General features: G+C 66.2%; 14 protein-coding genes. 9 read left to right on the forward strand and 5 right to left on the reverse strand.

All coding sequences use genetic code 11. The features are described 5' to 3' along the window. Positions 1-26: 26 nt before the first annotated feature. Positions 27-1,181 carry a cytochrome d ubiquinol oxidase subunit II gene (cydB, locus tag ACO6VK_RS06125; RefSeq protein WP_422506021.1) on the reverse strand — a complete coding sequence of 385 codons (1,155 nt, stop codon included), beginning with the start codon at positions 1,179-1,181 and terminating at the stop codon, positions 27-29. Between the two features lie 15 nt (positions 1,182-1,196). Continuing rightward, complete coding sequence (locus ACO6VK_RS06130) at positions 1,197-2,786, reverse strand: cytochrome ubiquinol oxidase subunit I (RefSeq protein WP_422506022.1); 1,590 nt, start codon at positions 2,784-2,786, stop codon at positions 1,197-1,199. Positions 2,787-3,017: 231 nt separating this feature from the next. Here ACO6VK_RS06130 and cydD point away from each other — a divergent pair, with 231 nt between their 5' ends. The 3 genes from cydD to ACO6VK_RS06145 all read left to right on the forward strand — a co-directional run bounded on the left by cydD (position 3,018) and on the right by ACO6VK_RS06145 (position 7,316). Then, complete coding sequence (gene cydD / locus ACO6VK_RS06135) at positions 3,018-4,745, forward strand: thiol reductant ABC exporter subunit CydD (protein WP_422506023.1); 1,728 nt, start codon at positions 3,018-3,020, stop codon at positions 4,743-4,745. After that, complete coding sequence (gene cydC / locus ACO6VK_RS06140; RefSeq protein WP_422506024.1) at positions 4,742-6,412, forward strand: thiol reductant ABC exporter subunit CydC; 1,671 nt, start codon at positions 4,742-4,744, stop codon at positions 6,410-6,412. The genes cydD and cydC overlap by 4 nt, the downstream gene beginning before the upstream one ends. A gap of 724 nt (positions 6,413-7,136) precedes the next feature. Continuing rightward, positions 7,137-7,316 (forward strand): hypothetical protein, encoded by a 180-nt coding sequence (locus ACO6VK_RS06145; protein WP_422506056.1) that lies wholly within the window; start codon positions 7,137-7,139, stop codon positions 7,314-7,316. Between the two features lie 59 nt (positions 7,317-7,375). Here ACO6VK_RS06145 and ACO6VK_RS06150 read toward each other — a convergent pair whose 3' ends face one another. After that, positions 7,376-7,732 carry a hypothetical protein gene (locus tag ACO6VK_RS06150; RefSeq protein WP_422506025.1) on the reverse strand — a complete coding sequence of 119 codons (357 nt, stop codon included), beginning with the start codon at positions 7,730-7,732 and terminating at the stop codon, positions 7,376-7,378. 15 nt (positions 7,733-7,747) lie between these two features. Beyond that, a complete protein-coding gene (locus tag ACO6VK_RS06155; protein WP_422506026.1) occupies positions 7,748-8,152 on the reverse strand; it encodes a hypothetical protein in 405 nt (134 codons plus the stop codon). 288 nt (positions 8,153-8,440) lie between these two features. Here ACO6VK_RS06155 and ACO6VK_RS06160 point away from each other — a divergent pair, with 288 nt between their 5' ends. Together ACO6VK_RS06160 and ACO6VK_RS06165 are read left to right on the forward strand one after the other, a co-directional pair. Then, complete coding sequence (locus ACO6VK_RS06160; protein ID WP_422506027.1) at positions 8,441-8,710, forward strand: hypothetical protein; 270 nt, start codon at positions 8,441-8,443, stop codon at positions 8,708-8,710. A gap of 155 nt (positions 8,711-8,865) precedes the next feature. Continuing rightward, complete coding sequence (locus tag ACO6VK_RS06165; RefSeq protein WP_422506028.1) at positions 8,866-9,546, forward strand: hypothetical protein; 681 nt, start codon at positions 8,866-8,868, stop codon at positions 9,544-9,546. Positions 9,547-9,585: 39 nt separating this feature from the next. Here the strand turns inward: ACO6VK_RS06165 and ACO6VK_RS06170 are convergent, their stop codons facing one another. After that, positions 9,586-11,295 carry a hypothetical protein gene (locus ACO6VK_RS06170; RefSeq protein WP_422506029.1) on the reverse strand — a complete coding sequence of 570 codons (1,710 nt, stop codon included), beginning with the start codon at positions 11,293-11,295 and terminating at the stop codon, positions 9,586-9,588. A gap of 637 nt (positions 11,296-11,932) precedes the next feature. Here ACO6VK_RS06170 and ACO6VK_RS06175 point away from each other — a divergent pair. From ACO6VK_RS06175 to ACO6VK_RS06190, 4 genes are all read left to right on the forward strand, one after another. Beyond that, entirely contained in the window at positions 11,933-12,322 is a 390-nt protein-coding gene (locus ACO6VK_RS06175; protein WP_422506030.1) for a hypothetical protein, read from the forward strand. Positions 12,323-12,335: 13 nt separating this feature from the next. Beyond that, positions 12,336-12,746, forward strand: a complete 411-nt coding sequence (locus tag ACO6VK_RS06180; RefSeq protein WP_422506031.1) for a hypothetical protein — start codon at positions 12,336-12,338, stop codon at positions 12,744-12,746. A gap of 131 nt (positions 12,747-12,877) precedes the next feature. Continuing rightward, complete coding sequence (locus ACO6VK_RS06185; protein WP_422506032.1) at positions 12,878-13,519, forward strand: hypothetical protein; 642 nt, start codon at positions 12,878-12,880, stop codon at positions 13,517-13,519. A gap of 181 nt (positions 13,520-13,700) precedes the next feature. Further along, complete coding sequence (locus ACO6VK_RS06190) at positions 13,701-14,969, forward strand: hypothetical protein (protein WP_422506033.1); 1,269 nt, start codon at positions 13,701-13,703, stop codon at positions 14,967-14,969. Positions 14,970-14,980 lie beyond the last annotated feature (11 nt).

Genomic DNA, 14,980 nt, shown 5'->3' on the forward strand with positions numbered 1-14,980 from the left:
GGTCTCCTAGAGCGCCACGGGGCGCATCAGTAAGCGTTGGGGTTGTCGCCCATTTCTTCGGCCGTCGTCTTGCCCTTCATCACGCGGTAGACCCAGGAGGTGTAGGCGATGATGATCGGCAGGAAGATGGCCGTGGCGATCAGCATGATCCCCAGGGTCAGGTGGCTGGACGAGCTGTCCCAGACGGTCAGGCTGGAGCCCGGCTGGCTGGAGGACGGCAGCAGGAACGGGAAGATCGCAAAGCCGACGGTCAGGATGATGCCGGCGATCGAGGCGCCCGAGGCCAGGAAGGCCAGGCCGCCACGGCGGGCCCGCAGCAGGACCGCGCTGGCCAGCGCACCGAGCAGGCCGAGGATCGGGAACACCACGGTGGCGGGCATGCTGCTGTAATTGCGCATCCAGCCACCGGCCAGGCTGCCCAGTTCAGCGGTCTTGAGCAGCGGGTTGGTCGGGCCATCGGTGACCACCTGCGAGGTGATCTGGTAGCCCGGCAGACCGAAGGCCACCCACACACCGGCCAGTGCAAACAGCACGAAGGTCAGCACCGCCGCGACGCTGCCGTAGCGGGCAGAGCGCTCGGCCACCGGGCCGTCGGTCTTGAGCACCAGCATGGCGGCACCGTGCGCGACCACCATCGCCACGCTGACCAGACCGGCCAGCAGCGCGAACGGGTTGAGCAGGCCGATCAGGGTGCCGGTGTAGAAGATGCGCATGCTGTCATCGAAGTGGAACGGCACGCCGACCAGCACGTTGCCCACCGCCACGCCGGCGATCAGTGCCGGCAGCAGGCCGCCGACGAACAGTGCACGGTCCCAGTTGTCGCGCCAGCGCTTGCTGGGCATCTTGCTGCGGTACTTGAAGGCCACCGGGCGCAGGATCAGCCCGAACAGCATCAGGAACACCGCCAGGTAGAAGCCGGAGAAGCTGACCGCGTACAGCGGCGGCCAGGCGGCGAAGATCGCGCCGCCACCGAGCACCAGCCATACCTGGTTGCCTTCCCACACCGGGCCGACGGTGTTGATCACCAGCCGGCGTTCGTCGTCGGTCCTGGCCACGAACGGCAGCAGCGTGCCAACGCCAAGGTCGAAACCGTCCATTACCGCCCAGGCGATCAGCAGGATGCCGAGCAGCAGCCACCAGATCACGCGGAGCGTGGTGTAATCGAGTCCAATGAATTCCATCTGGGTTCTCCTGCCTTACGCCTGACCGTGGGTCGGCGCAGCGGCATTGGGGGATAGGGACGTGGCTGCAGCCTGCAGCGACGGCAGGATGTCGTCCGGGCCCTTGCGGATCGCCTTCAGCATCAGCTTCACTTCGATGACCAGCAGCACCGTGTACAGCGCGGTGAACACCGCCAGCGTGGTCAGGATTTCATGCAGGGCCAGGCCCGAGGCGGCGTAGAAGGTCGGCAGCACGCCGTCCACCGCCCACGGCTGGCGGCCGTACTCGGCCACGAACCAACCGCATTCAATGGCGATCCACGGTGCCGGCAGCGACCACAGGGCGAGCTTGAGGAACCAGCGCTTGTCCTGGAAGTTGTGGCGGCACGAGAAGTAGAAGGCCACCGCGAAGAAGGCGATCAGGTAGAAGCCCAGCCCGGCCATGATGCGGAAGGTCCAGAACAGCGGGGCGACCCGCGGCACGGTATCCATCGCGGCCTTGGAGATTTCTTCCGGCGTGGCGTTGAGGATGTCCTCGCGATAGCGCTTGAGCAGCAGGCCGTGGCCCAGGTCCTGCCAATGGCGGTCGAACATTTCGCGCGCTTCGACGTCGTTCTTGTCCTTGCGCACGCGTTCCAGCGCACCGTAGGCCAGCTGACCACCGCGGACGCGATGCTCGGCACGGTCAACCAGTTCCAGGATGCCCGGGATCGGCTGGTTCAGCGACCGCGTGGCAATCAGGCCCATCAGGTACGGGATCTTCACCGCGTAGTCGTTCTGGTGGGTCTGCTGGTTGGGGATGCCGAAGGCGGTGAAGTCGGCCGGCGCACGCTCGGTTTCCCACATCGCTTCGATCGCGGCCAGCTTCATCTTCTGGTGTTCGCTGGCGGCGTAACCGCTCTCGTCACCGAGCACCACCACCGACAGCGAGGACAGCAGGCCGAAGGCCGCGGCCACCGCGAAGGAGCGGCGCGCCATGTCCTTGTGCTTGTTGCGCAGCAGGTACAGCGCGCTGATCGACATCACGAACACCGCACCGGTCACGTAGCCGGCGCTGACCGTATGCACGAACTTGGCCTGCGCCACCGGGTTGAACAGCACGGCGGCAAAGTCCACCACCTCCATGCGCATGGTTTCCGGATTGAAGATCGCGCCAGTCGGGTTCTGCATCCAGCCGTTGGCGATCAGGATCCACACCGCCGACAGGTTGGTGCCCAGGGCCATCAGCCAGGTCACGGTGAGGTGCTTGACCGGGGTCAGGCGCTTCCAGCCGAAGAAGAACAGACCGATGAAGGTTGCTTCCAGGAAGAACGCCATCAGGCCTTCGATCGCCAGCGGGGCGCCGAAGATATCGCCGACGTAGTGGCTGTAGTACGACCAGTTCATGCCGAACTGGAATTCCATCACGATGCCGGTGGCGACGCCGATGGCGAAGTTGATGCCGAACAGCGTGCCCCAGAACAGGGTCATCTGGCGCCAGACCTGCTTGCGGGTCATGACGTACACGCTCTCCATGATGGCCACCATGAAGGACAGGCCAAGCGTGAGCGGTACGAAAAGGAAGTGGTACATCGCGGTCAGAGCGAATTGCAGCCGCGACAGTTCTACGACTGTCTGATCAATCATGGCCTGGCTACCTCGTTGGGTTTTGCCGTTACAGGTGGCGGGAAGGGGGGTCTACGGGGTGAATTCTGTGACCGACAACTTCAATTAGCCTTGATTTAGATCAATGTACAAACGATCTGGCGAAGGAATCGTATGCACCCTGGCCGAGCCTGCGACCGCTTGCCGCACGAGCGACGTGCCAGCACCCTCTACAATCGACGGAAACCTCCTTGTGGCCGCCAGTGAACCGTTTTGAGCATACCCCCTGACGCCACCGTTGTTGAGACCGCGGCCCTGCGCCGGCAGCGCCTGCGCTGGCTGGGCGGGCTGGGCGTGGCCGCCCGCCGCCAGCAGCGGCTGGCCGCCCTGTGCATCTGCCTGTCCGGGGCGCTGCTGATCGGCCAGGCCGCCGCCATCGCCTGGCTGATCCAGGCCGTACTGGTCGACCACCGGCCGCTGGCCGAGGCCACCCCGGTCCTGCTTGGGCTGCTGGGGCTGCTGGCGGTACGGGCCGCGCTCGGCACCGCCACCCAGGCGGCCGCCGGCGATGTGGCCGACGCGGCGCGCCTGGCGCTGCGCGAGCGGGTCTACCGGCGGCTGCTCGGGCGGGGCCCGTTGTGGCTGCGGCAGCAGCGCACCGGCGAGATGGGCGAGCTGATGCTGGCCCATGCCGATGCCATCGAGAGTTACTACACCGGCTATCAGCCGGTCCGCATCGAGGTGGTGGTGGTGCCGCTGCTGATCGCCCTGGCCGTGGCCTGGGCCGACTGGGTGGTGGCGCTGATCCTGGTGTTCACCGCGCCGCTGGTGCCGTTCTTCATGATGCTGGTGGGGTGGGGCGCCGAAGCCGCCGGCCGCGCGCAGCTGGGCGAGCTGGCGCGCATGAGCGGCCACTTCGCCGACCGCATCAAGGGCCTGGGCCTGCTGCGCCTGTATGGCCGGGGCGAGGCCGAGCTGGCCGGGGTCGAGGCCGCCGCCGAAGGCGTGCGCGAGCGCACCATGAAGGTGCTGCGCATCGCCTTCCTGTCCTCCACCGTGCTGGAGTTCTTCGCGTCGGTCAGCGTGGCGATGGTCGCGCTGTATCTCGGTCTGAGTTATCTGGGCCTGATGTCGCTGCATGCGCAGGTGCCCACGCTGGGCATCGGCGTGTTCTGCCTGCTGCTGGCGCCGGAGTTCTACGCGCCGCTGCGGCGGCTGGCCGCGCACTACCACGACCGCGCCAACGCACTGGCGGCGGCCGCCGAGGTGGAGCGCCTGCTCGGCGAGCTGCCGGAAGACGTCACGGCCGACGCGCCGGCCGCCACCGCGCGCACGCCGGAGCTGCTGGAAGCAAACGCGCCGCCGGTGGTGGTGCGCGACCTCAGCCTGCGCCCGCTGGGCGCCCAGCACGACGTGGTGCAGCACCTGTCCTTCCACATCGAGGCGGGCCAGCGCGTGGCGCTGGTCGGGCCCAGCGGCAGCGGCAAGAGCACCCTGCTCGAAGCGCTGGCCGGCTGGCTGCCGCCGCAGTCGGGCAGCATCGTGCTGCGGCCGGGCCTGGAGATCGGCTACGCCGGCCAGCGCCCGTACCTGTTCCACGGCAGCATCGCCGACAACCTGCGGCTGGCCGATCCCGGTGCCACCGACGCGCATCTGCGTGCGGTCGCCGAGGCGGCGCAGGTGATGCGCTTCGCCGCCGCCCTGCCGCAGGGCCTGGATACCGTGATCGGCGAGCGTGGCTTTGGCCTGTCCGGTGGCGAGGCGCGGCGTATCGGCCTGGCCCGCCTGCTGCTGCGCGACCCGCAGCTGCTGCTGCTCGATGAACCCACCGCGTTCCTCGATCCGGAGACCGAGGCCGACCTGCTGCGCACCCTGGCCGCGTTCGCACGCGGCCGCAGCGTGGTCATCGCCACCCACAGCGAGGCCGCCATGCGCTGGGCCGACACGCGGCTGACCCTGACCGCCGGTGGCGCCCGGCACGCCTCGGAGCTGCCGGCATGAGCGCGCCCCGCATCGACACCCTGCGCGGCGTGTTCGCCCGCCACCGCGCCCGCCTGCTGCTCACCGTCCTGCTGCTGTGGACCACGATGCTGGCCGGCACCGCCCTGCTGGGGCTGTCCGGTGGTTTCCTCACCGCCGCCGCGCTGGCCGGTGCCGCCGGGCTGGGCAGTGGCTTCAACTTCTTCTCGCCCTCGGCCGGCATCCGCGGCCTGACAATGGCGCGCATCGTCTCGCGCTACTTTGAAAAGCTGGTCGGCCACGACGTCACCCTGCGCATCGCACGCGACCTGCGCGTGTGGTTCTTCCGCCGCGCGCTGCCGCTGGCGCCGGCGCGTCTGGCCGGCATCCGCACCGGTGAGCTGCTGGCGCGGCTGATGTCGGACATCGGCGAAGTCGACGGCCTGCTGGTGCGCGCGATCGGGCCGCTGCTCGCACTCGGCGGCATCTCGCTGGTGGGCGTGCTCTCAGCCGGCATCATCTACCCGCCGGCGGCCGCGCTGCTCGCGGTGCTGACGCTGCTGGTCGGCATCGGCGTGCCGTGGCTGACCGTGCGTGGCGCCGCCGGGCAGGAGCGCGATCGCGCGCTGCACCGGGCCCAGCTGCGTACCCAGGCGTTTGAAGGCCTGGAAGGCGCGGCCGACCTGACCGCCCTGCAGGCACGCGAGCACTGGAACCTGCGCGTGCTGGTCGCCGCCAAGCAGCTGCGCTCCCGCGACCGCCGCCGCCGCTGGCGCCTGCTCAGTGGCACCGCGCTGCACGGCCTGTGCGCGGCCGGCGGCCTGGTGGCCATGCTGTGGCTGGCCTTGCACGGCTTCGAGACCGGCGCCATCGACGCCGCACTCGCAGCCGCGCTGGTGTTTCTCACGGTGGCGCTGCTCGAACTATGGGCCGGCATCGGCCTGGCCTGGCAGTCCTGGCTGTCCGGCCGCGTCGCAGCGGTGCGTCTGAACGCCATCGTCGACCAGCCCCCGGGCGTGGACGAGCCGGCCGACCCGGTCGCGATTCCGCTCGAACCGGCCACCCTGGTGTTCGAGCGCGTCAGCTTCCGCTGGCCGGGCCAGTCGCGCGCACTGCTCGACGAGGTGCAGCTGCAGCTTCGCCCCGGCGAGCGCATCGCCATCCGCGGCGACAGCGGCAGCGGCAAGACCACCCTGTCGTCACTGCTGCTGCGGCTGTGGGATCCCGATGGCGGCTACGTGCGCTATGGCGGCATCGACATCCGCCACGTCGCGCAGGACCAGTGGCACCGCCAGATCGCCTGGCTGCCGCAGAACGCACCGGTGTTCGCCGGCACCGTCGCCGACAATCTGCGCTTGGGCGACCCCCAGGCCAGTGACGCGCGGCTGTGGCAAGTGCTGGCAGACGTGCGCCTGCAGACCTGGGCCGAACAGTTGGGGGGATTGTCTGCCTGGGTCGGCGAGAACGGGGCCACGATGTCGGCTGGTCAGGCGCGCCGTCTGGCGCTGGCCCGCGCGCTGCTGCGCGAGGCGCCGATTCTGCTGCTGGACGAGCCCACCGAAGGCCTGGACGTGGATACCGCGCAGGCACTGCTGCACGACATGGTGGCCGCGCTGGGGCAGCGCAGTCTGTTGATGATCACCCACGACGAACTGCCGGAAGGAATCGTGCACCGGAGTTATCGGCTGCGTGAGGGTGGGTTGGAGTAGGGCGGAAGGTTTGCTGACCAGGCGATGGGCTGCGGGCGTGTGGAAGGGTCCGGAAGAGTGGAGTGGTCTTCGTAGGTCGCTGGCCTGCGGTCATACAAACCCGCACGAACATCCTTATGGACTCAGTGCTACAGGAGGCACACCTCAGCGCAAGCCTCCGCGACCACTCGATGGAGGTTGATAGGTATGTCAAAAATAGACTGGGGGTTCCCCATCACAGGGAACAGAGTGGCAGAGGAAATGCTGAGCAAATTCAGTGCGAATGAAGTATGGGTAATATCTTATATGGATATACCCTCGGGAATTGGCGACTTCACAATTCTGGATGACATTCGAGAAAGAGTGGTGAACGGACCCGTAAAAGTGTCCTCGGCCGATTTGTGCAATGCACTTGCGGGTGCTCCGCAAGTGTGGGTGCTGGACATTCGGCTCTCATCCGATAGCACAGTGCAACTCTACATTGAAGATGGTGAGGTGTTTGAGATGAATTTGGGCCGGATGTAAGCCGCAGGTTCAACTACGATTTCCGGTGCCAGACACAGCAGAAAGCCCCGCCTTGGTTGGGGCTTTTTGATTGTGCGTTCTCGTAGCGAGCCATGCCCTTTTCCACAAGACGCTGCAGCTCCTGCAGCAGAGCCGGGTCCAAAGCATCGAAATTGAAGCAGGACGTTCCCTGCATGCGCTTCTTGGGGGTCTGCCTGGAACGGAACGCGATGGCGGAAGGGTGCGGCGTCCTTGCGGTTTCAGCCTGGCACGCGGGTGCTGGTCGCTGGCTGGCCCTGAGGGGCAGGACGACATGGTGGCCGCGCTGGGGCAGCGCAGCCTGCTGATGATCACCCACGACGAACTGCCGGAAGGAATCGTGCACCGGAGTTATCGGCTGCGTGAGAGTGGGTTGGAGTAGGGCGGAAGGTTTGCTGACCTGGCGATGGGCTGCGGGCGTGTGGAAATATCCTTCAGTGGTCAACTTTTTTGCCAGATAAGCCCGCGGCGATTGACAAGCCAGTCGGAAATCCGAGCCTGTGGGATCCGAATGGGCAGGCAGCAATACTGAAGAGGGTGTTTCTTCCAAGATTCTTTCCCGAAGAGATAGCCACGCGGCACAAGGCTGAGATCAATATTGTTCGCCTCTTGGGTCTGGCTGCTATGGCGATCTTTGCGGCAGTTCTTCTGCTGATCGCGTTGGGTAGTTTTGAGGGATAGCCAAAAAGCTATTGGAGCATCGCCCTTGTTCGATTGATTCGACGAAAGCAGGTGTGAGATGCAACAGCGGGGATGCTGCCCGATGGGGTTGTTGGCCGATGCCTGATACAGGCGCAATGATGATTCAGTTCATCAGAGCTTGCCTGCGCTCTCGTAGCGGGCCACACCGTGTTCCACAAGATGGCGTAATTCCTGCAGCAGAGCCAGATCCAGAGCATCGAAATTGAAGCAGGACTTTCCCTGCATGCGCTTCTTCAGTGCGGGGCTGATATCGCTCAGCAGCTCGGGGAAATCGTAGACCGGCATGAAGTGAACGACATGCTTGCGGCCAGAGGCCTTCACCGCCCCGAAGAACTGCGCCTTGCCCTTGGCGTCGAGGTGTTGGCAGTTTGCGTAGAAGTGGCCGTCTTCATCGTGCACGACGTCAAGCCTGCTCTGGTAGGGAATCAGCAGACTCCGCAGCGCAGCGAACAGATCGGGCTGCGTTTCCGCTGCGGTGCTGTTCGTAGTGGCGGCGGATTGGCGTTGCGTCTTCATGAGGTCTGCCCGGAACGGAACACGATGGCGGAAGGGTGCGGCGTCCTTGCGGTTTCAGCCTAGCACGCGGGTGTCGGACGACGGTTGGCCCTGGTCGGCAAGCGCGGGGACACCGTGCCGGCGCGGCAGGTGTGGCGATCGGTGCTGAAGAAAAAAACGCCGTGTGAGCATGCGTTTTACGACCTCTTCACGCCCTCTCCACGTCTTCCAACCAGAACTGAAAGCCTCTCGTGGCGCCAACAAAAAGGCAGCTATATTCCAGTCTCCCCAGACAAAGGAGGGACTGCAATGACCATGACCAAGCACCACCTGACGCTCGCCCGTACGCTCGGCGTGGCGATCATCGCCACTGTCGGCCTTGGCGGCTGTGCCACCTACAAAGACGAATTCGCCTCGATCAACTCACGCCTCGACCAGCTTGATGTGAAGGTGCAGGGCGCTGCCCAGAGCGCCGAGTCCGCCAACCAGTCCGCGCAGCAGGCCAACCAACGTCTGGATCAGATCGAAGGCCGCGTCCAGCAGCTCGAAAAGGCGCCCCGTCGCACGCCACGCGGCTGATCGCGCCCGCACACGTCGTGTGCAGGGTATGAAGTGGAACCGGTGGCCGATGTTGGCCACCGGTTTCGTTTAACCCCGTTGATGTCATTTTGAGGAACTGTCCCATCGTTACCTACTCATACGCAGCACGACGTGCACTCTGTAGCGCGCTCGTTGTGGCGCTGGCATTGGCAGGTGCCGGCGTTGCCAGTGCCAAGGATGCCGCCCCGCAACCGGTCGCCGCCGTCGATGAACTGCCGAAAGGCCAGGACGTCTCCGACACCGTGATCGAGCTCGCGGGGTGGGTGGTCGCCACCAAGGACAGCCAGGGCTATCCGTTCGCCATCATGGACAAGGCCGCAGCACAGATCCTGGTGTTCGACGGCGAGGGCCGGCTGCGCGGCGCGGCGCCGGGGCTGTTCGGCTCGGCGACCGGGGACCATACCGCCCCCGGTGTCGCCGGGCTCGCGCTGCGCGAAATTCCGGGTCGGGACCGCACCACGCCGGCAGGCCGCTTCGTAGGCGGTTACGGCCCGTCGATCGACGCCGGCCGCGTCCTGTGGGTGGATTACGAGTCCGCCGTTTCCATCCATCCCACCGCGACCGGCGTCCCGGCCGAGAAGCGGGTGGAACGCCTTGCGTCCGCCTCGCCGGACGACAACCGCGTTACGCATGGCTGCATCAACGTCTCGCCCGGGTTCTACGAACAGATCATCAGCGCTACGTTCCAGCGCGGTGGGGTGTTCTACATCCTCCCGGATGCCGATCCGATCGAAAAGACCTTCCCCGCATTCGCGAAGAGTCGCGCGGCATCACAGGACGAAGACGGAAAGCGCACGCGTTCCGCTGGCAGGTAAAAAGACGCGCCACCGCTGAAGCAGGCGGGGTGGCGAGGGCTACTTGTGATCTCCAGGGCATGCGTCGGGTTGGCAGGCCAGCGCCTCCCACACCCGGCCGCGCCGCTGCGCCGGGGTTGTCACCGCTTCTACCGCTCCCGCACCAAGGCGGTCCTGCAACTGCTGCAGATACAGGCTGCGCGGGATCACCAGTTGTGCCGGGCGCTCCACGATGCCCGCAGGCTCTTCCGGCGGGAACTTGCCCGGTACCGCATCCCCGATCTGACCCACGCTCCAGTTCATCGCATGCGGCGGCGCCTGCAGCACGTAGTGCGCGCTGCCGGTGTTCCAGAACATCTGCTGCGCGCCGGCCCAGCCGTGGCCGGACCCGCTGCGACGCCGGTTCTGTACCCGAAGCTGAGTGTCGCGGGTGTTGTCGTACAACGTGCCGGTGGCCCAGCGATGGTGCGGGCCGCTGTCGTTGTTGGCGTCGACGGCGAGGCAGTCCAGGAAAACGTTTGGCCCGGGCGTGAGCGCGCCGGTGACGACGCTGTGCCGGGCGTGCTCGGCATAGCAGCGTTGGGTCAGGTTGAAGGATGCGTTGCCTTCGTAGTTGTACGCGTAGCGGCGCATGCCCTCGGTCTGCCCATAGCGCGGGTCCAGATAAGCCAGATCCTGGAACGTGTTGAAGTGGGCGCCGTCGTGCGCGGTGATGCCGTGAGAGACATGGCGCAGCGTGACATTGCGCACCCATGAATCGCGCACCCCGTTGAAACGGATGGCCGTGTACGGCCCATTGTCGGGCGTACCCACAGCCGTGCCGGTGTCGGGGTTGCCTTCCAGGCGCAGGTCCTCGACGCCGACCTCGCCGATGCGCGGCACGGCGACGCGGTACACCGTACCGCCACCGAAGCGGCGCTCGATCGCATCCACCACCGGTGCGTCCAGCACCAGCGCGTCGCGGTCCACGGCGGCGACCACGCGCGCGTAGTCCATCGCGAAGCCGTCGGGCGTCCAGCCATAGCGGGCGGTATCGATCCCGTCGGCACCCAGCCAGGCGGCATTGGGCGTACGACGCAGAATGAGGGTGTCGCCCACGCGATACCCGGCGGTGGAGGCCAGCGGCACCCGCATCGCCCCCACCGGCACGTACGCGGCGCTGATGCGGGACGACGGCAGGCCGGCGGTGTCCATCAACCGGGAGGGCTCGCGGTTGCCCACCTCGATGATCCGACCCTGCCGGCCGGTGTAGGTCGAACGGATGACCGTGCCGTTGCTGCCGCGCCCTTCACCGCGCAGCACAACGCCGCCGCTGCGAATGACCAGCCCGTTCGAGACGGTGTAGTGCCCGCGCGTAAGCAGCACGACGCCGCGCACGCCGTGCGCATCGGGCGTGCGCGTGCTCACCGTGTCGATGGCCTGCTGGATGCGCGCGTGGTCGTCACCGCCAGGGGAGGGGGCAAGCACCACGCGGACGGGGAGCGAGGCGGGCGCGGGCAGCGCCACGCCACCGCCGCGGTAGCCGGCGCGCGAGAAGTCCGGAACGATATGCCGGGCCTGCGGGCCGCCGCGCTCGCGGTACATGCCGTAGCGCAACCGGCCATCGCTGCCTGGCGCGATCAGCGGCGCGTCTGCGGCAGTATCGATGGGATGGGTGAAGAATGCCGTGGAGCCGGGCACATCCGCGGCGTGCAGCACCGTGGGCGCGCACGCGGCGAAGGCGATCAAGGCAAGCGCGGCGATTCTGCGGGACGGCGGCAACGGGCGCATTCGGGTGGATTCATCCTTGAACGGGCAGGTACGGATGATAGCAACGCACTGCGGGGTGCCGGCGGGCGTCGCAGGGCCGATAGTGCGTCGGCTTGCCAGCGGGGCCCGGCAGCCCCAGGATCGAACCTGTCGTTTCCACTCTGACGCAGGAGGAGGCCTGTCGGGCCCTAACCCCATATGGAAAGTGCTGATCGCATAACGCTTGATGATCTGTCAGATGTTCGCAAGGCCGTATCGGTCATGCGTTCACGATCAATTCTTGCAGCCGCTGCGGGTGGACCCATCTTCAGTGCGCTCCTGGCCACGGCATGGCTTTGGCTGCACCCGGGCGGGGTGTCTGTGGCTGTCGTTCTCGCTGTTGTGAGCTACCTGCTGTTCGGCCTGCCTCTCCTGGTGCGCTGGATTCTGCACTGGCGCAGAATCCAGCAGCGCCTCACGGACGTCGAGGTGCGGGTCAACGCGGGTGAAACGGTGTACGGGTCGGAAGTACGGTTCCGGTAGCCCCTCATCCCCCTGCTTGTTGGACGGCCCCGGCCCCCCTATGATCGAGCCGCGTCAGGTAAGCGCCTGTCTACGCGGCTGTCTTGGCACGTCGTACAAGTGGCTTCTGGGTCTATCCATTGGAAGGGTTTCGCTCATGGCTGCTGTCATCCGCGTTTTGATGGTCCTCTCCGTTGCTCTTCTGTCGGGCGCGTTGCTTCTGCCCCTGGAACGCCCCGTGCACGTGGAGTTTTCATTGGATCAACCCCCTCCCATGTGGGTCTTCGGTGCGTTCGTGCTGCTGGTGGGCGTGGTAACTGGCGCCGCAGCATGGACAGGGCTCGTGCGGTTCAGGCGGTGGGGTCGACTGCTCGCCATCGTTGCCTCTGCCCTGATCGTCCTGGCGGCAGGGCTGCTGGCACAATCGCCACTGATGGGGCAGGTGAGTGGCCTTGGCATCGCGCTGTTTGCTGCCGCTGCGTCAGCGTGGCTGTGCGGTGTCGCCCTGTCCTATCACCCGCTTGTTGCGTCACGTTTCCGGGCCTGAGTGCTGTCAACCAATGCGTCGAAAGATTTTCCAGGATGTTGCCAACACGCTTTGCCACATGCTGGTCGGCTGGCGCATGGGCGATGATGTTGACGTCCTTGCAGCGCTTCCGGATGGCACGCTCTTCGTTGATGTCCTCGCCGGCACCGCCGACCACAGTGCGGCGGGAGCCGTCCACCTCCGTATCGCAGGCGAGTTGCAGGCATGGCTCCACCATCGCCTGAACGTCATCCAGATTCCCGTTCAGGCGCTGTCGTCGGCACAGGTGTCGGCCGATATCCGCACCGATCGCCTCGCTACCAACCGCAAACGGATCGTCTCGTTTGACGTCTCCGTGCGTTCGGTGATTTCCACCGACGAATGCCGGTACACCGGCAAGCTGCATGAAGTGCACCGCTGGCATTCGCGGGTGCCGACTAGCTGAGACGGGCCCGGGCAGGATGGCGCCCCGGCGTGAACCCGGGCGCACAGCGGTCTGCTTCCGGGTGACATCAGCGGTCTGGATTACCATCCATCCGGGCCGATCCGGTCCACAGGAACCCATCAGGGGGCGTCATGAAGCGCGTGGTTCTTGCAGTGATCACAAGTGCATTTCTAAGCGGATGCGCCACCGTCGACCAGAACACCACGTTCGATGGCAGCGATGGCAACGCATTCGTCCTGGTTGCCGCAGACAACGTGCCTGATCAGGGAGTGCGCAGCCACACCTTCGTCTTCAGCAGGGTTGACCTGCAGTCGTCGACCTTCCTGCCGGAATGGTTCTCCATTACCTTCGACGGCGGAGCGGGCACGTTCGTCGTCGACGAATTGAAGAAGCCAGAGGGCCTCGACACGACGCTGCGTTTCGGTGCGCGTTCGGTGGTGCCAGGCGACTACGCCTATGCGGCAAGGCGGGATCTGCAAGGCAATCTTCAGACGGAGCACTGCTACGCCGAGGGCGCGGGCGTGTTCCGCATCGTTGCGGGCAAGACCAACGTCATTTCGCTCGGAGATGTGCTCAACAACAGGGGCACCGATCCTGCGGTGGCACTGGATCAGGGCGCAACGGTCCTGACGGCGTATCCGAAGGTCAGCGCGCCGCTCGTGCAGGCGCGGCAAGTGGGCTCGATCACGTTCCCGTCGGCGAAGTCGCAGGGGTGGCAGGGGTGCCGGAACCGGAACGTCACGGCCTTGAAGGTCATTTCGGCAGCGCCGTAGTTCATCGCTGTTGGTGGATTCACCATGACCATGAGCACTGACGTTCTTCAGGAGTTGGCGTTGCAATGGCGGCAAGCGCGTGCTCTACACTGGCCCGCGGCGAGGGGAGCTGTGACCGCGATTTGAATTGCGGTTTCTCAGGGGTATCTGTAACGCCGATTCATCCAAGGGGAAAAACCATATGCGTCTGAAGTCGATTGGGGCGGCATTGTCGCTCGCATGCCTGTGCGCGGCATCCGCGCATGCGGAGACCGTTGCACCGCTCACCTTCGCGGATCGCCTGGCGCAGGCAGGGTCGCCGCTCACCGTGGGGCCGGAAGGCTTCTCGGGTCCGGGCGCCGCCATTCTGTCGGACGCTGTGGACGCCAGCCGGTACGTCCTCATCGGCGAGAGCCACTTTTCCCGCGAGATCCCCGCGTTCACCACAAACGTCTGCCGATTGATGGCGCCTGGCGGCCTGACCGCTATGGCAGTTGAGACCGGCCCGGAGGCTGCCAAGGCAGTCAACGCACGGATGAGAGCGCCGGACCGGGAACGGCAGATCGCTGACTTCCTGACCGCCTATCCTGACGTGATGGCGTTCCTCAACAGCCGCGCCGAAGGCCAGACAGTGGCCGACTGCGCCGCTGCCGCCGGACCGGCGTTCAAGTTGTGGGGGCTGGACCAGGAGTTCCTGGGGGTCAGCGGCTACCTGTTCGAACAGATGCTGGCATCCGGCCCCGGGCCGCTCGCCCGTGCCCAGATCGAGGCCTTGGCCCAACAGGAGCGGACCGCCGTGCAGGCCGCGCTCGCCTCCGGCTCGCCCACAGACCTGTTCCTGCTGAAGGCGACCGATGCGGCGCTGGATCCGGCGGGGGCCGCCATCGACCAGGACGGCGGCGACCGGGCAAAGGCGTTGTTCGCTGCCCTGCGCGAAACACGCGCCATCTATCAGGCGTCGCAGTCCGGTCGTGGCGATGCCAACGGACGCAGGGCGCGGCTGATGAAGCGGACGCTCGCGGCCCATCTCGCCGAAGTGCCGCAGGCGCGCGTGCTGATGAAGTTCGGCGCCTATCACCTCTACAAGGGCTACAACCCACTTGGTCAGCGCGACGTGGGTAATTTCGTCGCCGAGCTCGCGGACGGACAGAACGTGACGTCCCTGAACCTGATCGTCGGCGGCGCGAGAGGCACGGGCGCTGGCTACAACGGGGTTGGACGTCCGATGAAGGTGTACGACTTCGATGCGACCACGGGCAAGGACAGCGACTGGCGCAAGGAGGTGATGTTGGCCCGCCCCTCGGGCGCGGCACCGGACGACTGGATCCTGGTGGATCTGCGCCGTCTGCGCAGCAGGGATATGAAAGACCTGACGCCTGAATGGCGCGAGCTCATCCTCGGCTACGACTTCGCCGTTGTAGCGCCGGAGCTGTCTCCGTCCACCAAGCTCGGGGGGCATGACGCTCCGTAAGCAGCGGGTGG

The organism is Stenotrophomonas sp. GZD-301 (assembly GCF_049310345.1).
Taxonomy (GTDB): Bacteria; Pseudomonadota; Gammaproteobacteria; order Xanthomonadales; family Xanthomonadaceae; genus Stenotrophomonas.